This window comes from Nostoc sp., from assembly GCF_036919675.1.
Classification (GTDB): Bacteria; Cyanobacteriota; Cyanobacteriia; order Cyanobacteriales; family Nostocaceae; genus Nostoc.
In genome coordinates this window covers 1-19,331 of the sequence record NZ_JBALCP010000001.1, presented here as the reverse complement: position 1 = coordinate 19,331, position 19,331 = coordinate 1, and the positions used below count along the sequence as shown (strand labels likewise).

The following is a 19,331-nucleotide window of genomic DNA, read 5'->3' as shown; positions in this document are numbered from 1 at the left end:
GATGTAGAATTTATTACCTCAACTCAATCTACAACCTTTTTAAATGTTTTATAATACTTTGCCGATTGGGAAAAGTTACATTTTGCTAGGGAGCATCCCAAATGTGTAAAAATATAATTTTTCATTGCGTAAGCGGAACCTTGCCGTAGGGTACAGAATGTAGTCAAGCAAAGCGATCGCAAAGTCCAGATGAAGCAAATTGCAACATTTCTGCTACCCTGCGGGTTCTCCATTCGCAGAGCATTTCCAAGAGTTGGAGTCCGCTTCATTCGCAATTGACGAGTAACAATTTTGGTAAATTTGCTTGCATTGAGATGCTCTCTTTTGCTAGACACTGACTATTTATATACATAGTTGGTTTTAATTTACAATTACCATAAGACTGAAATTGGAATACATAATTTTATACTAGATTAAGTTTAAAAAAAGTTTATGAGCGATCATTTGTTGACTTTAAGGTGTTTAATAAAGTTATTACCAAAAGTCTAGTAGAAGCAAAAACATGAAAGGTTTCAGGAAGTTATCCTCAATAGCACTATTGCTATGTGCCTTTGTGTATCCGCCCTCATTAGCTGAAGCAAAGGATATTTCTTTAAGTAATGCTCACAATGAACAGAGCGCTGCACCAGAGGCTAACCTTGTTGGAGATAAAACCGGAGAGCTTTTAATTGCTGGACGGTGGTCAAGACGACACGAAAAGTTCCGACGACGGGAGCATTTCAGAAGATACGAAAATATCCGACGACGGGAACATTTCGGAGGATACGAAAATATCCGACGACGGGAGCATTTCGGAGGATACGAAAATATCCGACGACGGGAGCATTTCGGAGGATACGAAAATAACCGACGACGGTATTGATGACTGCTGATCCAACTAAGCCAATTGTTAATGGTTAGTGGTTATTCTAATAACCACTAACCATTAAATAATGACTATAGTTACGTTCTAATGAGTTGCTACTACTTCTCCTTCAAGGCGAACCAGTCGGTCTGCCAAAAGTTTTTCAAGGTCTTCTAGTGCCTTGGTGAAACCTTTAATGCCCTCGTCTAGTTTGTCAAATGCCATGCGGTCAGCAGCGTGCAATTTGTCATAGGTAGCTTTGTCAATGGATATCTTTTCAATTTCCAAGTTTGCTACCTTGGCGGGGTCAAGTTTGCGTGGCAGTTCTCCAATAGTTACGTGTAATTCAGCCAAAAGTGACGGTGAAATTGTCAACAGATCACTACCTGCAAGTTCAGTAATTTCACCAAGGTTGCGGAAGCTAGCTCCCATAACTTCGGTTTTATAGCCGAATTTCTTGTAGTAGTTGTAGATTTTGGTGACTGACAAAACTCCTGGATCTTCGGCTGCTGGGTAGCTATCGCGTCCGGTATCTTTTTTGTGCCAGTCGAGAATCCGGCCGACGAAGGGAGAAATTAGGGTAACGCCAGCATCTGCACAGGCGATCGCTTGGTGAAGACCAAATAACAAGGTAAGGTTACAGTGAATACCTTCTTTTTGCAGGATTTCCGCAGCGCGAATGCCTTCCCAGGTGGAGGCAATTTTAATTAACACGCGATCGCGGCCAATTCCAGCAGCTTTATACTGGGCAATTAATTCCCGTGCCTTAGTCAGGGTAGCTTCGGTATCGTAGGACAAGCGAGCATCCACTTCCGTAGACACACGACCGGGAATGATTTGCAAAATCTTTAATCCAAAGGCTACTGCCAAACGGTCAAAAGCTAGAGAAACTATCTCTGCTTGGGTGGCTTTGCCTCCAGCATCTTTTTTCGCCTGGAGTAAAGTTTGATCGACAATTTCCTGATATTCCGGCATCTGCGCTGCAGCAGTAATTAGAGAAGGATTGGTGGTAGCGTCTTGGGGTTTGAACTTTTCAATTGCCTTGATATCCCCTGTATCCGCGACCACAACAGTCACTTTTCGCAATTGTTCCAGTAAATTCTTAGACATAAAATGCTCCGTGATGTTTGTTTAGGATTTACTTATTCCCCAGTTCTTGACACTCTCTACTATTCCTTCAATTCTGATTCTGGCAATTTTTCTAAATCATTGCCCAATTTTGTTTACTATCTTGAGCCACAACCACAGCCCTATTCTAAGTGCCTTATGCGGAAATTGGCTGTCCAATGGAATGCACTTTGATTAAACTAGTTGTTCCCGATTTACCAATTGGAACGCCAGAGGTAATCACTACTTTATCGCCCTTATTCGCTAGTCCCATGTCTACAACTGTGTTCACCACATTGGTAAACATCTCTTCGGCATTGTGGACTGGTGGGATGAGCAAAGCTTCCACACCCCAAGAAAGCGCTAGCTGGCGATAAGCAGTGATGTCAGGGGTTAGGGCAATAATCGGAGAAGTTGGCCGATATTTAGACACCATTCTCGCCGTACTCCCTGAGGAAGTGTTACAGAGAATTGCCCGTGAACCTGTTTCATAAGCGATGCGACATACGGATTCTGCCACAGATTCGGTGACGCTGAGACTGCCTGCTTCATGACACCAGGCATGTCTACTAGCCTCATCTAGAGCCTGTTCTGTCCGCACGGCGATATTGTGCATCATCTGGACGGCAGCGATGGGATATTGTCCGACAGCGGTTTCACCAGAAAGCATTACTGCATCGGTACCATCTAAGATAGAGTTGGCAACATCGGTTGCTTCGGCGCGGGTGGGGTCGGGGGCGCTAATCATCGACTCTAGCATTTGCGTGGCTGTAATCACCGGCTTGCCAGCACGATTGCAACGGCGAATAATATCTTTTTGAATTAGGGGTACTTCGTGAATTGGCACTTCCACCCCTAAATCGCCACGGGCAATCATAATCGCGTCGGCAACTTTCAGAATGGAGTCAAAGTTTTCTATTGCCTCTGCTCTTTCGATTTTGGCAATTAAGCGGATGGAAGCGCCAGCGGCTTCAATCATTCGCTTGGCGGGTTCTAAGTCTTGTGGCGATCGCACAAAGGACACCGCTACCCAGTCTACACCCAACTGAATCCCAAAGCGCAGATCCAGCAAGTCTTTTTCGGTGATCGAACTGACAGGTAAAGGAGTTTCTGGCAGGTTTACTCCTTTGTGCGTAGAAATTAACCCGCCAATTTTCACCTGGGCGCGAATGCGATCGGCATCGCGATCGGTAACAATCAACTTGACGCGACCATCATTAATCAAAATCGGTTCGCCTGGTCGCATCATTGCAAATAAAGTCGGCAATGGTAGGGGTAGTTCCTCAATAGTCTCCCCCTTTTCTTGCAAAACAAAGGTAACTTCACTACCAGCTTCTAAATTTAACCCTTCCGGTGGTAAAATTCCCAAGCGAATCTTGGGGCCACACAGGTCTTGCATAATTGCGATCGGCTTTTGCTGCTCAGTACTAATCTGCCTGAGATAGTGAGCTGTTTTGGCGTGGAATTCATAGGCCCCGTGGGAAAAATTCAGCCGCGCCACATTCATTCCAGCTTCTACTAAGGCTTGCAACCTTTCAGGTGCAGATGTAGCCGGCCCAACAGTACAAATGATTTTGGTTCGACGCATAGGGATTGGGGGTTGAGGAGTAACTTGCAAATTTGGATGCTTTGAGCGATCGCCCAAAGCATCCAACTTCACACGTGCTTCATATCACTGGGTTGCTAAGTAAAGATACTAAATGACGTTTTACTTTCGGGGTATTTACCATTTGACCCAAATCCCAAATTTGAGGCTGGGGACTGGGGACTAAGAATTTTAGATTTTAGACTTCGGCTCCTTTCGGCTTCGGTTCCATCGAGCGGAGCCGAGATGCTCAAGGCAAGTCGCTCAGTCGAACGATTTTGGATTTTAGATTGAAATTTACGTTTAATGTGAATTAGGCGTTGAAATCCTGATGTTGCCGTCGATTTGGTTCAAGCTATGTTTTGGTTAGACCCAGAAATCCTTATGGAACATAGGGCATCTCTAATTCACATCAGGCGTAATTTAATCTAAAATCATCAATCCAAAACCCAAAATTGAATTGCCCCACATCCAACAACTAATCAAACCGCAGCAGCTGTCGGGGCGAGCTTTTCATTTTGTGACATAGACAACATCAGGTCAATCACGCGATTCGAGTAACCCCACTCGTTGTCATACCAGGCAATTACCTTGAAGAAGTTGGAGTTCAACTCAATCCCAGCACCTGCGTCAAAGATACTGGAATGGGTATCGCCTTGAAAATCTGTGGAAACTACTTCCTCATCTGTGTATCCCAAAATACCCGATAGTGAGCCTGCGGCAGCCTCCTTCATGGCAGCACAGATTTCCTTATAACTGGTAGCTTTGGCAGTTTTGAAAGTTAAATCAACTACAGAGACATCGGGAGTCGGAACTCGCAATGCCATACCAGTCAACTTACCCTTCAATTCTGGTAAAACCAGTGCTACGGCTTTAGCTGCGCCTGTGGAGGAAGGAATAATATTCTGGCTTGCACCTCGACCACCCCGCCAGTCCTTTTTGCTGGGGCCGTCTACAGTTGGCTGAGTGGCAGTCATAGCATGGACTGTGGTCATCAACCCTTCAGTCAACCCAAAGTTGTCATTGATCACCTTAGCTATGGGAGCTAAACAGTTTGTAGTGCAGCTAGCATTGGAGACAATGATATCCTTGCTAGGGTCAAATAGGTGATGATTGACACCCATTAGCAGGGTAGGAACTCGATCTGGATCTTTAGTGGGAGCGGAAATTACCACTCGCTTTGCACCTGCCTTCAGGTGGTTTGCAGCTCCTTGGTAGTCAGTGAAGAGTCCCGTAGATTCCACGACATAATCTGCACTTAATTGTCCCCAAGGTAACTCTGCTGGATTTCTCACCGACACGCAAGGAATAAAATGCCCGTCAATGAGGATGCCATCTTCCTTGGCTTCAACCTTTTGCTTTAATTGACCGTGGGTTGAGTCGTACTTCAAGAGGTAAGCGAGGTTATCTGGTGGTACTAGATCGTTAATACCTACAAACTCGATATTGGGGTTATCGATCCCAGCGCGAAGCACAAGTCGCCCGATTCGACCGAAGCCATTGATACCAACTTTCAATTTAGTCAAGATAAAACCTCCCGTTGTGGAAGTTGAACAAAAGGAGAAAGTTAAAAGTCAAAATAGATTGCCTTTTACTCTTTACTTTCTGATCCTGACAGCCTCGGTCGCCTAAGGGATATTTACTTGGCATCTTTTAAGGATTGGGGCATGGGGCATTGGGAAAACCCACATCTAATTTACTACTTATCTCTTTGAGCTAATTGTTCGAGTTTTTACAAAGTCTGATACATTGTTAGATCGTCTAGACTCTTCAAATAATTTGCCCTTGCAATCCCCGATTCGTTAAAAGGTAAACAGCAAAGGTTCCTAGCCAGTGACTAGATGCATAATGTTCAATGACAACATCTGCTAGTCCATTGTGCCGATGGTGAAGGGCAGTAGAGCGGAGTGTTTCTATGCGGCGATCGCTATTTGCCAATCCAGAGATGATACCATCAAGCATCCAAGCGCGACTGAGATTAAGACCGTAAAAGTGGGCTTGCATATAATCTTTAGGATTATCTACTCTGGCAGGTTCTAACCAATTTGCTGAATTCTCAATCGGTATTTGTGGAAGAAAATCGGTAAGCCAGTCAGTGAAAGCTGTTGTTGAGAGGACTCGCCGCATGAGGTCTGCTTCAGCAAGTCCAGGAGAGAGAAAATCGTAACCAAGCGGCTCAAATTGTAACGAGTAGTTGCGATCGCTAAGATAGAATTGCCGTGCTTTGTTCTCCACTAACTCAGTGAAGTCGGTATTTTCGGTAATCCTTGCCCAATCTAGCATCAAACCAAGTGCAAAAGCTGTTTGGCTATGCATCCCTGTACGATTTGGGAGTTTCAGTGCGTCAATCCAATGGTGTAAGTTACCTGCAATCAACTTTTCCAGCGGTTCCAATATAATCTGCCATTCTTTCGCTTGAGCATCATTCCACTCGTGAAGTTCCGCAGCCAGTTGCAGAAGCCATGCTACACCATAAGGAAATTCATAAAAGGGTAGCCGTTGAAAATGGGCAATTTCTCCTTGAATCTTCTCAGGTGTTAGGCTCTGTTCAAGTGCTTGCTTTGACGCGACATTGAAAGAAGCTTCAGGAAAGTGACGCGCCAGACGTACCAGCAACCAGTGACCATGTACGGCTGAATGCCAATCTAAGCAGCCATAAAAAGCAGGAGTCAATTTACGCGGTGGTTTTATATCCTCGTCGCTATCAGCCCAATACAGATTACTGTTAGGATACTCCCGCCCAATACAATCCAGCACTAATTGAGCAAATTGTGCTGCGATCATTTCATTAATCTCTAAATTATCGGCTGGCATGGTCACTTAGTAGAGTTTTGCGTAAAAGCGTAGCGTTTTTAATGCAGGCGAACGCATTAACATTGTATTGCGACGCATTGGCATTGTAAGGGGACGCATTAACAATGCGGCCGACGCATTAACACTGTATCGGGATGCATTGGCATTGTCGGGGGACGCATTAACAATGTGGCCAACGCATTAACATTGTATTGCGATGCATTGGCATTGCAAGGGATTTAGATCCCCGACTTCTTGAAGAAGTCGGGGATCTGGGCGGCAACTTTTGCTTAAGTACCATTCCACCCAAGAATTTGTCTTAACCCAAGCCTATTGTGATCTAAGTTATTATTTTAAACTTCCTAACACTTCCATCACTTCTGCTTCCGGTTTTACCCTAGCTTCTGCTTCCAGAAATTCAGCCACTTGAGCCTCAATTTCATCCCTGACAATTTGGCGATACTCCAAGAAATGCTCAATTTGGGCACAAACAGCTAAGTAGCTACTCACCCCACCCGGATTATGCTGATACATGCTCCACAAGTTGCGCCAGAATTGCCAGCGTGTCTGACGACGTACACCTTGGCGCCAGCAAATAATCAGAAACGCTCGGAGTACTTTCCAGTTGAATGGTTTCTTCGCAGCCTTGCCCTTTTTCGGGTAGGTTGCTTCGCCCAAAAGACGAAAGTGTTTGTATGTACGCTCCAAAAACCGCTCTGGCTCATACAAATCACAGAACGCTTGCACATATTCACGAGCGATGTCTTCTAACGGTCGAGTTGGGACAAAATTCATCAACGTGGTTTGATTGATGTTGGCAGATTTATTGCGGAGTCGTCCTTCCTTTTCTAATCTATGCCAGAGGGCTGTATCTGGAAGCGCTTGCAGCATACTAAATAAGGCTGTGGGAATTGCTGTTTGCTCGACAAATTTCACAATTCGTGCGCCTGCTCCTACCTTCTCACCATCAAACCCAATGATAAAGCCTGCCATGACTCGCAGCCCTGAGCGGGTAATCTTATGCACCGCTTCACTGAGTGAGTCTCTGGTATTCTGGTATTTCTGAGTGAAAGTGAGACTTTCTGCGTCGGGAGTTTCAATTCCCAGAAAAACGGCTCCAAAATTACACGCAACCATCAAATCCATCAGTTCTTGATCTTGGGCTAAATCAACTGAAGCTTCAGTAGCAAAGGAAAAGGGATAGTTATGTTCTACCATCCAGGGCAGAAGAGACTTCAAAAATAATTTGACATTCCGCTTATTACCGATGAAGTTGTCATCCACCATAAAAATACTGCGTCGCCAACCCAGTTTGTAGAGATAATCAAGTTCTGCTAATAGTTGATCTGGGTTTTTGGTACGGGGTTTGCGACCATAGAGAACAATAATGTCGCAAAATTCACACTGAAAAGGACATCCACGCGAAAATTGCACCGACATCTCTGCATAGGCTTCAAATTCTAGTAAGTCAAAGCGAGGAGTTGGAGTGTTGGTAACATCTGGTTTTTCACCATCAGAGCGAAAGATACCTGTGCGATCGCCGCGGGCGATCGCTGCTACAAATAAGGGTAGAGTGATTTCCCCTTCGTCCAATATCAAGTAATCTGCTCCGGCGGATATCATTTCATTCGGTAGCGCTGTTGGGAAAGGGCCACCCACAGCTACCCGCTTACCTCTTTGTTTTACTTCTAATATCTGAGAGAGCAAATCCTCTTTTTGCACAATCATCGCCGACAGAATAACCAAATCTGCCCAAGCCCATTCTGCTTCCGTACAGACACGAACATTTCGATCTACTAGCTTAAACTCCCATTCTTGAGGTAATATTCCGGCTACAGTCACCAAGCCTAAAGGCGGTAGCATTGCTTTACGGTCTAATAAAGCCAGTGTTTTTTCAAAAGACCAAAAACTTTTTGGAAAACGTGGATATACAAGTAAAACATTCATATTTGATGGTTATAAACCCTGATATTAGCTGCTGGTTGAGTTCATGTAAAGTTGAAGCAGCCTGACAACATATTAGAGAAGCTACTGTATACAGAAGCTATAACTTATACTATGACTAATTTAGACAAAGCAATATTTTTTGAGAGCAATTATTACTGCTTTCAGACCAGAGAGGACTCAAAATTGCTCAATGAGTGCCAGGAGTATGTAGACGCGCAGCGCAAACCCAAAGATTCCGAAACTCCGGGTTTGTGTCAGACATCGCAATTTCCAGAAATCCTCAAACATGCATGGGTAAATAATTTAGCCGGAAATACCAGGACTTTTGGGACGGTTCTAATATCTGTTCTTTTTATGACTTGGCAAATTGGCAACTATCAGAAAATTAACTGTGTTATTTTCAATACTATACAAGGTGTATTTGCACTTTCAAGCTATTTAGACGGGCTGCAACCCGTCTTTATTTATCGCCAGACCGCTTTGAAATCTCGTAAATCTCGTTTCCAGGTAGAACCTGGAAATGGACTTCAAAGCGGCTCTGCCGCGAATTCGGGAGCCAGAGCCTCTGTATGGGCATTCCCAGTCGGAGACTGGGAACGAGGCAGTGTGCCGAAAATACTCGTATTGCCCAGATTCCTCAGAGCAGTGTTTATGTTTTGTCGCTAGAGGCTCATATTCAACTGTCTGCTCGTTAGTCCAATCCTTGCCTAATAAATAAAGACAAACTTTTAATTTATTACTCCTGAAAGCGGGTGCAGTATTGTTAAATGAAAGCTGTGCCTGGTATCAGCTTTTAGATAGCGTTCTTGCAAGGGTTGCCACTGCTGCCACGACTGGTAACGATTTTCAGTTAACAAATTAGCAAGGGTGGGCAACTCAGTTTTAATTTCTGACTTGAATACATCTGTAAGCCAGTCAGTTAAGACCGCACTATCTTGCATCGTACCCAAAATTTCTTGGATACTTTTCACTTCTGTAAGATAAGCTGTGTAAGACTCGCCATATAAGTCAGTAAATAACTCCATCTGGTAGCGTATACGTTTAGCTTCTTTTCGCAAACTATGAAGAATTTCACCTTCTGTTGTCAATTGTTTTTCTATCTTTTCTGGTTTCCAGTTTTTCTGGATTTTCACTTCTGATTCCACAAATTGAGTGCCAACTAGCCAACCCGGATGCAGTAAAAAGCTACTCAATTCTGGTAAAAGTAAATCTGGTAGCACTTGCTGGATAGCAACAGATGCCAAAGGTTGATAACTGGGTTTCTCTAACCACTTGTCCAATGCCTCTTTTAGAGACTTGTAAGATTCATCCTTTAACGTTTTCTGCACACTCGATAGGACATCTTCACGTTGTTTAGCCAAAGCTGTGAAAACTGTTTGTAGAGATTCCTGCTCTTTGCAGGGTAAGTTTGGTTTGTAATTATTTTCCAAACTTTCTTTGAGTACGTCTAAATCTCGCAGACTACCAAGACGACGGGCTATTTTACCAATATTTTTATCGCTGACTGGTTTTGACACATCTAACGCTAGCCCAAACCTAGTTACAGCCGTGCGTAGGCGACGCATTCCCACTCGCATTTGGTGCAGCGCTTCTGGATCTTCATCTTTCTTCACTAATTTTTCCCACTTCAAGGTTTTCTTAAAGTGTTTTTCAATCGCTTGATACGCGTAGTCCCCTAGAGTTTTTACCGTGGGTTGTGTGGCTAATTTCATAATTGGTCTTAATGACTACCTAATCAGGTTATTGCATGATAGCATTAGTTAAAAGTTTGCATCTACTACTTTTGATATTGTTTTATGCAATTAAAATTGGAAACTATTCTTATGACTATCTATACTTGCATCCTCTTTTAGAAATATGCCATATCTATCAAAGGTTTGAAAAGCAGATTCACCCCTGCAATTTGATATTCATGATTGCTTAATAATATTTTGCATAGATTAAATGATTTATTATCATAATATCAGAAGAAATATTTTCGCAATTATAAAGATGATTTAGAATGTCAAACTCATATTTCTTAAGTCAAGTATTGTTAACTTTTATAGATAATTTTAAAGAACATAGAGAAGACTTATCAGCGGTGCTGTTAACACATCAGAAGTATTTATGGTTGGGGTCAGATGAAACCTCAACTATTGAACAACTCTCTTTGGTTGATACTGATAAATTTACAGAGCATCAACAATTTCGGGTAGCAGAATTTATCAGCTTGCCTGCATCAGAAGAGGAAGAAATTGATATAGAAGGACTTGCTTACACGGATTATTATCTATGGTTTGTTGGTTCTCATAGCTACAAACGTAAAAAACCTAAATCTGAAAAGACAGATGCACAAAACTTTAAAAGGCTAGCAAAAATTGAATCAGAACCCAACCGTTATCTTTTAGGAAGGATTCCGATGATAGACGGTAAGTTGTTCTCATCCTGCCCACATCCCCAAAATCCAGGTGTGCAGTTGAATGCCGCTAAACTAGAGGTGACGAACCAGGGTAATTTGCTGATCACAGCTTTGGCAGATGATCCCCATTTAAGCTTGTTTATTAAGGCAGCAATTCCAGGAAAAGATAACGGCTTTGATATTGAAGGAATAGGCATTTACCAAAACCGTATTTTTCTGGGTTTGCGTGGTCCTGTATTGCGGGGTTGGGCTGTTGTTCTGGAAATAGAGTTAGAAGATTCTAGTTCTGGACTCTTGAAACTGGGGCCAATTGGGGAAGCAAAGGAGTTATATAAAAAGCATTTTCTCTGGTTGAATGGTTTGGGAATTCGGGATTTGTGTGTAGATGGAAAAGATTTGTTGATTTTAGCCGGGCCAACGATGAATTTAGATGGCCCCGTGCAAATTTATCGTTGGGTAAATGGTGTTAATTCGCGAGAAAATGTCTTCAGCAATCCAGATTTGGTGCAAGATATTCCCTATGGAAATCGGGAAGAACACGCTGAGGGAATGACACTGTTTGAGGATGTAGCTGGCATACCTTCGCTATTGGTAGTTTATGACTCTCCAGCAAAAACTAGATTGGTGGGTGATAGTGGTGTAATAGCGGATGTGTTTAAGCTGGGATAAGCAATTTCGGATTTTGGACTTCGGCTCCTTTCGGCTTCGGTTCCATCGAGCGGAGCCGAGATGCTCAAGGCAAGTCGCTCAGTCGAACGATTTTGGATTTTGGATTGTTAAAGGTTAGTGGAGATTGCTTGTACGGGACAGCTGGGGATACACTGTTCGCAGACGATACAGCGCGATCGCGTGAATGTCAACTTGTATGTCTCTGGGTGGAGAGTGAGGGCTTCGGTAGGACAGACTCCAGTACACAAGCCACAGTGGACACAGACATCAGGATCAATCGCAATTTCGCCTAATGTATAAGAAACACTAACATGGCGCGATCGCATCCACTCGATCGCTGCATCTAATTGATCGATATCTCCCGATAGTTCCACTACCAGTTTGCCAATTTGATTTGGGGCAACTTGGGCGCGGATAATATTGGCAGCGACGTTGAACTCTTTGGCCAGTACGTAAGTGACTGGCATTTGCACGGCGCGTTTAGGGAAGGTAAGTGTTACTCGTTTTTTCACAGGTTTAGCAGAGGGTTTTTTCTGTTGTAGCGTATTGGGAGTTTTATAACTCCAAAGATCATTACTTAGTTAGAAGATGCAATACATGAGTAGGGGCGCACAGCTCCCTACTCATGTATTGACGATAAGTCTAAATGTGAGTCGTTTAAATACTCTGGTTTGACTCCAAGTCCGATCAAAATTCTGGTTGCGATTTTTTCCGATCGCCCTGCTACCCCCCTGAACGCTTACGGAGAGACCGTTGTAAGGCGTTCACTGCCGCCATGAGCCTTCAGGCATATCGATGTTTGGGTCTGCGGAGGCCAACGCCTGTTTCAGTCCGGTGCTGTCGAAGGGGACGCAATAGGCTGGTTTAGCACGCTCGAAGCGCCAACCTTCGGAGAGGACACCGACATCAACAACATCAAAGCCAAATTGATCGAGAAGATCGCTGACTAACTTCTTCGCGTCAGCCTCATCACCTGCGATCGGCAGCGCACGCCGATCAGGCGAGCCTGAAGGTCGCCCATCCTTATCGAGATCCAGGGCCCGAATGGCGTTGAAGGCTTTCACAACTTTGGAGTCCGGGAGATGCTTGGCTAGAAGCTCGCTAGTTGTGGTCTTCTTGCTGTCCAGGTCAGGAATATGTCCGTCCCGCTCCGGATAGTAATTGTTTGAATCGACGACAATCTTTCCAGAAAGAGGCTTGCTCGGAACCGACTGGTAGTTCTTCAGGGGTATCGCTACGACGACGATGTCACCAAACTTTGCTGCTTCCTCAACCGTACCAGCTTTACAGCCGATCGCCATAACCGTGCTGGCCAAAGTCTCAGGACCACGAGAGTTACTCAGCATTACCTGATGATCCTGCTTTACTGCAAGGCTTGCTACTGTGCGCCCAATGAATCCTGCACCTATTAAATGCCCTCGCCAGATGGTACGGATTCAACTGAACAAGCTCTGCCAACTGCCGGAGTGTAATCGGCTCTGCAAGATAAGTTTGAAAGTAATCGGTAATCTGGCGAAGCGTTCTGCGTGTCAGTCCACCCTGGTGAAGCTGTGTTGCTGTAGTATGCGCTGCATAACGTGTTGCCAAGTGGGCTATTAGAGCGCGGCTGATCAGATCGGCATAGAGCGGACCGGACGGATTTCCAGCTTGAAGTTCACTTCTTAGAGCCAAGCCCAGATGGAACACTTGTTCGTCTTTGATCCCTTTTTGGATGATAAAATTTGCCTGTGGCCTAACAAGGTAGTCCGACAAGACCTCTGTAACCAATGACGGAGCTAGAGTGATATGGAGTACCTCTCGATACTTCTGCCAACTCACTCCATGCCTCACACCACGCGGCGTGAAACAGATACTGCCGGGAGACATGCATGTCTTATACAGTTGATCGCCCTGTCGGAACTCGATCGGCAGCGCTCCACTCAACTGTAGTGTCAGACGAAAGTAGGGTGTTTCGTACTCCCCAAGGTTGCAAGCAGCTAGGTGGTACTCTTCGAGCAGAATACCTTCCCAGCCAGCAAGCGCGCTGGAGAGGAAAGGTCTGGCGCCAACTGTATTGTTTAGAATTTCGCTGATCTTATGCATGATACATGACGAGAGCGAAGATGTAAGGTGATTTCCGTATCGAACCACTTGAGGAAAATGAGGAGTTTGTCCTCACTGAACCGTTGCAACTCCAGGGCAAACGCATCTAAAGTATAAGAATCCTTTAATAGCAGGGGTTTGGGCGTTTTATAATTTAGCCTATTTTTTGAGCAAGATCCTTATCCAGTAAGGGTTTCAGAAAAACCGTGCGTTTGCCCTGGTTGCAACTCTGCTTTCATCAAATGAGATACTTAGGGCTGGGGAATGCCAAGAAGTTCGCTGATTTCGCGATCGCCGTTTTGGAGGTCGATTTTACTTCGACTCAGGGAGTGCTAGTATACTTCAGATCACCTTCAATATTTTCAATTCCTTGCAAGACTGTTGAAGTCCACTTAAGTGTGCCATCTCTTTTTTTACAAGCAGCTTTTAAATAGTTTCCTCTGATGCGGATATGCTGGCAACTGAACTGATAATTGCTAGCTTTACCAGGGTCAGTCACTTGGAAAGTGCCGTTAATATTTTCAATCCCCCGTAACTCTATTGAAGTTTTGTTGAACGAACCATTGCTTCGGCTACAACTAGCTGAGAGAACGTTGCCATAAACTGAGATGTGGTTACAGCTTTTTTGATAACTGCTAGATGTAGCATTAGCAGGGGTATTAATCCCAACTAAAGTAGATGTTGCTAAAAGAGCAATTACACTAAATAAATTTCGCTTCATGATTTTGTTTCTCTATGCCGACAAATTGTTCTACATCTTTAAATAAGCCGATTTCGGATGCAATCCCATAATTTTTTGACTTTAGAGAGGGTAAGTTCACGCCCAAACACTGTTGGCGAAAGTGTTACAAGTCATCAGAGAAATTTTTTACTAATGCTCTTTAGTAAATGCAGTATTACCCCAGTTACTCGTGATATCCTCTGTTAATGCCGCCCCCAGTTTTCGCGCCCAAATATCAAAAATATCACTAACACCAAGCGTATTGGTATAAATCTTAGATTAGCGCAAACCTAAAATTTCAGAAATCGCCGCTACAATATCCAGATAGAAGTTGCCTTTGACTGCGCGAAACAATTCAAATTTAGAGTCAGGGGCACCAAAAAACGGTCTGAGAAACCATCCTAACTGCATACCAACAAAGGCATAAAGCAATAACCAGGATCTTAAAATAGTGGTGCGGGTTTTTTTGCCAACTTCATCTTGTTGAGAAAGTAATTGCATTCCTTCATAAAGGAATTTAACGCCAAAGATGCCTGTAATCCCAAAAATTAACACATTCAACAGTTTAAAAAATTGATAAGAATCGGGTGTAGTAATTAGAAAAAATAGTGTAACTGGTGCCAAGCTGAATAAAAGTACACTAATCACCGATACAGATGTAAGCAACACAACGAAATGTTGTTGAATACTACTCCGGGAACCAAATAAAACATTAAAAAAGAATAAAGTTGGGAAACAAATAATCAGTGTTAATAAATAAAAGGCCGGAAGTTTAATAGCACCAGATAATGCCTGTGCCCAACTGTTAGATGCACCGATAATTGCGCCATAGATGGCAAAGAAAATGGAACTAGTTACGAATAAAGAACTGATTTTATTTTGTAATCGGACTCCCTGACGAATTTCTTCTAAGAAGGACTGGCGATCGCGGAGTAAATTAACCAAAACCCCAAATTGTTGAATTCCGCGATTTGGCTTTTTCAGCATAAATTTATCTGTTCTATATTTTGTTAAATTACTAATGACTAATTAACGAATTCCTAAAAGATAGCTAATAGCTTTAATCACACTCAAATAAAAATTACCTTCTCTTTCGCGGAATAGTTCAAAGGCAGAACCAGGTGTGCCAAAAAACGGTCTGAGAGTCCATCCTAACTGACTGCCTACGAAAGCGTAAAGAAATAGCCAAAATTGTAAAATCTTCTGGCGTGTCTTGCTACCTTCATTATCTTGTTCTAAAACTAAACTTGTAGCTTGATATAAAGACGAAACACCAATAAATCCAGTTATGGCAAAGATAAAGACATTTAACAGAATTAAAAATTGGTAATTATTCGTGGTAATCAAGAAAAACAGTGTGATTGGAGCAAAGCTAAATAAAAGAACGCTCGTAATTGAAACAGCAGTTAAAACTAATGCTAAATGCTGTCCAAAAGTCCGCTTTGAACCAAAAATAATATTAGCAAAGTACAACGTCGGGATACAAATCAGGAGTGTGATTAAATAAAGGGCTGGGAGTTTAATGGCGGAAGACAAAGCTTGCATCCAACTATGGTATGCACCAATGATTCCGCCATAAGCAGCGATAAATAAGGAACTACAAACCAGCAGAGAAATGATTTTATTTGGTAATCTCGTACCTTGGCGAACTTCTTCTAGAAATCCTTGGCGATCGCGCAGAAAACCAATCAACACTGCAAAGTATTTTATTCCTAAAGATTTCCGTTCAATCATATTCTCCTCACACAGGTAAGATTCTAAGTTTCATCTGAATAATCACCGCCAGAACCATACTTCCAGGCATCAACCAAACGATGCCAATAATATTGTTGTTCATTTGGTTGATTCTTAATCCATGTTTCTAGCATTGGACTCAACCAAAACAAGGCAGTGTACACACCTAAGTTACTGTAATGTAACATCCAATCTAACAAACTTCCTAAACCTACTTGGGGAATTATCTTGGCAACTAATCCCGGATGATATAAACCAGTTTTTAACAGTGTTTGCGTTAATGCTGAAAACTGCACTATATCCTGTAAAAATGGTTTTAGCACTGGTGTACCCAACTGTTGCATTTCCTGAAATACCACCGAGAGGAGTTGGTTAATTTGATCTGGAGCAATTTTCTGATTTACACCAACACTCATCGCCCTTTGAAACAACCAGGTAACAGTCAAACTTGGCTGATAGGGTTGCAGCAGTACTAAGGCTTGTGCAGATAATTGTTCTGTTTCCAGCGCTTCGTAAATGCCATAAGTTAAACGCTTCAGGTGACGCACCATTGCCCCAAAACCACCAAAACTCAAGGGAGATTGACTACCACTGCTATCTCCGGCTGGTAGAATGCGACTCCAAGGGGTTTTTAGGGGACTTTGGCGATAGGTAGGAAAGAAGCCAAATAGCGCCCGTTGAAATTTCAGTTCGCTCAATTCCACTCCCTGATATTCTGGTAAAAGACGCAGATATTCCTCAAATAGAGCTTCTAAACTCAAGCGTTGGGGATGTGCATCCATGTAGGTAAACAAGTAAGTGGTTCTGCCATCCCTGGCTGGGAAGGCTTCCCAGAAGTATTGACATTGATTTTGCAAAGATGTAAATGATAATAACAAGTCGCCTGAGTTGTTTTCCGGAAAACCTTGGGCGCAACTTCCCACAACTAAGCAAAGGGCATCTGGTTTTTTTCCTTGGCGTGCTTGTTGGGTGATGGGTGAAAGATGTCCCATCGCGTCGATTAATAACCGAGTTTTGAATTGGTTATTTACGATCACCCCATCTGGATGAACTACCGCTTCAGTAAAAGGTGTATTTTCTAACAACTTTCCCCCAGCGGCGAGAAATCGGGTTTTCAAAGTAGCTAGTAGATAAACCGGATCTACGCCGATATTCAAGACATCCTCTACCCAAACTTCTGTACCACCAGCAAAACTAACTCGGGCTGGGTTATATTTAGTAGCGATCGCACTTGCTAATTCCTCTTCAGTTAGCAAGTTCAATTCCACAAACACATCTAATTCTTTCCGAGAGATATTCCACTCTTGATCCCTCCCCCGCAAAATTCCCCGTTCCATCAACGCCACCCGCAGTCCCTTCACCGCTAAGGCGCAACCAATTAAAATGCCTAAAGTGCCACCGCAGATAACTACATCGAAGTCTACAACGCCTAAAGGCTGTTGACTTTCTTTAACTAAGGTTGGGATAGGTGCGGTGTTTGATCGCACAGATGTAAGGATGCGATCGCCTTGGCGCAATCCTCCTAAAACATCGCCGGGTAATTGGGAAAGGATTTCTTCAGTTAAAGACATTTGGGAAAAACTAAACTCTACATTCCAAAACTACCTGAGAATGACGAAAGTAGCTCAATCAAAAATCTCTCCCTGGTTTTACTACGTAATATGATGTCCGCCAAATTACCCATAATAAACAACCCCACCCCTTAGCCCTACGGTGTACACACAAGTCCAATTACCCCCCTTAATCCCCCCTTATTAAGGGGGGTAACAAGATTTCTTGTTCCCTCCCCTTGACAAGGGGAGGGTTAGGGTGGGGTAAAACTGACGCTAAAAGCTCAGTTAATCAGCTATTTCAGACTTGTGTATACACGGTAGCCCCGCAGGCGGGGAGGTTAGCTCAAGCGTAGCTTTGGCGGGGTGGGGTTCTGGGTATTATGCTTAATTGCGCGGACATCATATCACGTGAAATTATCCCAAACCGAATAGTTTAGAAATCGCAGGCAATAATTTATTACCCGCTTCCACCAGCGAAGCAACAGCAGGTAAGCCTGTAAATATCCCTTTCAACATAGTGATTGCCGTTTTTGCCGTCTTTTGCTTGGTGGATTCTTGGGGATTTTTACCTGCTTCTGCTAAAGCTTGTATCTGTATTAATGCATCAGCTTTGTCTGTTTCTGGCAAATCTGCCGACTGTGAAATTGCTTGTTGCAACTGCGTCAATAGTTCTTTAATTCCCGGTTTATCAGTTTGCGGCGATTCAGGCAATTGCCCAATTGTATTGGTAACATCACCAGTAATCTTACCCAGGTTGATGACTCCACTGATATCTCTGCCAGCACTGATATTGGTTGAATTATCTTGAGGCATGATGGTACTTCCTTGTGTATAAAAATTTGGCTGCTGGAGTGCAGTTGTGATCATATTTTTTAAATCACGAATCTGATCGCTTCTTTCTACCAGCAGTAATTGCTGACTCTGCGATAAAGCTTTGAGTTGATTATAATCATCAAAATATTCTGCACTCAGTTGAGATTTATCGCTACCTGCGGCGGTTTTGGCTCTGAGCAAGAATTTATCTTCGCCGCGTTTCTCCATTGCCACAATTTCTAACTCGGCTTCGGGATGTTTTTCGGCAAGGTTTTTGAAAGCGATCGCAACAGCGCGGGGGTCAACACCTTGATTATGGTAAAGGTCGAGGGTATCAAAAATTGGCTGGATAAATTCGGCAAAATCGCCGTCTGCAAATACCTCTTGATTATTATCAGGTTTACGGAGGGGGTCAGGGTTTTCTTTGGTGGGTAAGCGCATGTAGACATATTCACACCTTGCACCATGCAATTTAGTTGTATTTGTAATACCCCAATCTTCGATGTACGCGCCTGTGAGTGTTGCACCTGTTAAATCTGTGCCGTCTAGTTGCGTTTGCTTCAGCTTTGCTCTTGACAAATCGGCATCTTGCAAGTTGGCTTCACTGAGATCAGCGCCAATAAAGCTGGCATCTGCTAAATTTGCTGATTGTAAGTTGATACCCCGCAGGTTTTCACGGTAAAAATTCTTATCCTGTCCCTGTCCTGTAACCAGCAGTTGACGTACTTGTGAGTTTTGCAGATAAGTTGAGCCAGGACGAACACGGTCAAGCATTTTGGTTTGATGCCAACGGCTACAGATAAGGATTGTGTTTCGCAAATCTGTACTTTTGAGTGTGGCTTGGGTAAAATCAGCATTGGTTAAATTAGCGCCACGAAAACTTGTACCTCCTGTTGCAGCAAAGGTAACAGCGATATTACGAATCAAGGAGTGCTTTTCGTCTCCTTTCATGGCTCGCCAGCTGATGTAGATACTAAATAACGTTCCGGCGAAGGCTCCGGCTAAGGCGAAGGCTCCGGCTAAGGCGAAGGCTCCGGCTAAGGCGAAGGCTCCGGCTAAGGCGAAGGCTCCGGCTAAGGCGA

17 protein-coding genes are annotated in these 19,331 nt (G+C 43.5%); 3 read left to right on the top strand and 14 right to left on the bottom strand.

Annotated elements, in window-relative coordinates; translation table 11 throughout:
• Positions 1-502 precede the first annotated feature (502 nt).
• On the top strand, positions 503-862 hold the full coding sequence (locus tag V7K49_RS00085) for a hypothetical protein (protein ID WP_335204027.1): 360 nt from the start codon (positions 503-505) through the stop codon (positions 860-862).
• Positions 863-949: 87 nt separating this feature from the next.
• Here V7K49_RS00085 and V7K49_RS00080 read toward each other — a convergent pair whose 3' ends face one another.
• From V7K49_RS00080 to V7K49_RS00060, 5 genes are all read right to left on the bottom strand, one after another.
• Entirely contained in the window at positions 950-1,954 is a 1,005-nt protein-coding gene (locus tag V7K49_RS00080; RefSeq protein ID WP_335204026.1) for a transaldolase, read from the bottom strand.
• Between the two features lie 154 nt (positions 1,955-2,108).
• Positions 2,109-3,539: a pyruvate kinase gene (gene pyk / locus V7K49_RS00075; RefSeq protein WP_334867179.1), complete on the bottom strand. Its 1,431-nt coding sequence runs from the start codon at positions 3,537-3,539 to the stop codon at positions 2,109-2,111.
• 479 nt (positions 3,540-4,018) lie between these two features.
• On the bottom strand, positions 4,019-5,062 hold the full coding sequence (gap, locus tag V7K49_RS00070) for a type I glyceraldehyde-3-phosphate dehydrogenase (protein ID WP_335066586.1): 1,044 nt from the start codon (positions 5,060-5,062) through the stop codon (positions 4,019-4,021).
• A gap of 244 nt (positions 5,063-5,306) precedes the next feature.
• Positions 5,307-6,350 (bottom strand): DUF2891 domain-containing protein, encoded by a 1,044-nt coding sequence (locus V7K49_RS00065; protein WP_335204025.1) that lies wholly within the window; start codon positions 6,348-6,350, stop codon positions 5,307-5,309.
• Between the two features lie 327 nt (positions 6,351-6,677).
• Positions 6,678-8,276: a B12-binding domain-containing radical SAM protein gene (locus V7K49_RS00060; protein ID WP_335204024.1), complete on the bottom strand. Its 1,599-nt coding sequence runs from the start codon at positions 8,274-8,276 to the stop codon at positions 6,678-6,680.
• A 111-nt stretch (positions 8,277-8,387) separates the two neighbouring features.
• On the opposite strand from V7K49_RS00060, the gene V7K49_RS00055 reads away from it, so the two are divergent.
• A complete protein-coding gene (locus V7K49_RS00055) occupies positions 8,388-8,942 on the top strand; it encodes a hypothetical protein (protein WP_335204033.1) in 555 nt (184 codons plus the stop codon).
• Positions 8,943-9,004: 62 nt separating this feature from the next.
• On the opposite strand, the gene V7K49_RS00050 is transcribed toward V7K49_RS00055, so the two are convergent.
• A complete protein-coding gene (locus tag V7K49_RS00050; protein WP_335204022.1) occupies positions 9,005-9,988 on the bottom strand; it encodes a CHAD domain-containing protein in 984 nt (327 codons plus the stop codon).
• Between the two features lie 290 nt (positions 9,989-10,278).
• Between V7K49_RS00050 and V7K49_RS00045 the strand changes: the two genes are divergently transcribed.
• Positions 10,279-11,346: a DUF3616 domain-containing protein gene (locus V7K49_RS00045; protein ID WP_335204021.1), complete on the top strand. Its 1,068-nt coding sequence runs from the start codon at positions 10,279-10,281 to the stop codon at positions 11,344-11,346.
• A 107-nt stretch (positions 11,347-11,453) separates the two neighbouring features.
• Here the strand turns inward: V7K49_RS00045 and V7K49_RS00040 are convergent, their stop codons facing one another.
• The 8 genes from V7K49_RS00040 to V7K49_RS00005 all read right to left on the bottom strand — a co-directional run.
• Complete coding sequence (locus tag V7K49_RS00040; RefSeq protein WP_273768657.1) at positions 11,454-11,858, bottom strand: NIL domain-containing protein; 405 nt, start codon at positions 11,856-11,858, stop codon at positions 11,454-11,456.
• 252 nt (positions 11,859-12,110) lie between these two features.
• A complete protein-coding gene (locus tag V7K49_RS00035) occupies positions 12,111-12,740 on the bottom strand; it encodes an NADPH-dependent F420 reductase (protein ID WP_335204032.1) in 630 nt (209 codons plus the stop codon).
• Positions 12,682-13,428: a hypothetical protein gene (locus tag V7K49_RS00030; RefSeq protein WP_335204020.1), complete on the bottom strand. Its 747-nt coding sequence runs from the start codon at positions 13,426-13,428 to the stop codon at positions 12,682-12,684. Before V7K49_RS00030 ends, V7K49_RS00035 begins: the two co-directional genes overlap by 59 nt.
• Positions 13,429-13,750: 322 nt before the next feature.
• Positions 13,751-14,149 (bottom strand): CVNH domain-containing protein, encoded by a 399-nt coding sequence (locus V7K49_RS00025; RefSeq protein WP_335204019.1) that lies wholly within the window; start codon positions 14,147-14,149, stop codon positions 13,751-13,753.
• Between the two features lie 279 nt (positions 14,150-14,428).
• Positions 14,429-15,136 carry an actin-binding WH2 domain-containing protein gene (locus tag V7K49_RS00020; protein WP_334867159.1) on the bottom strand — a complete coding sequence of 236 codons (708 nt, stop codon included), beginning with the start codon at positions 15,134-15,136 and terminating at the stop codon, positions 14,429-14,431.
• A gap of 42 nt (positions 15,137-15,178) precedes the next feature.
• Positions 15,179-15,883, bottom strand: a complete 705-nt coding sequence (locus V7K49_RS00015) for an actin-binding WH2 domain-containing protein (RefSeq protein WP_334867157.1) — start codon at positions 15,881-15,883, stop codon at positions 15,179-15,181.
• 23 nt (positions 15,884-15,906) lie between these two features.
• Positions 15,907-17,454: an FAD-binding oxidoreductase gene (locus tag V7K49_RS00010; RefSeq protein ID WP_335204018.1), complete on the bottom strand. Its 1,548-nt coding sequence runs from the start codon at positions 17,452-17,454 to the stop codon at positions 15,907-15,909.
• A 396-nt stretch (positions 17,455-17,850) separates the two neighbouring features.
• On the bottom strand, positions 17,851-19,331 hold a 1,481-nt coding region (locus V7K49_RS00005; RefSeq protein WP_335204017.1), incomplete at its 5' end, for a pentapeptide repeat-containing protein.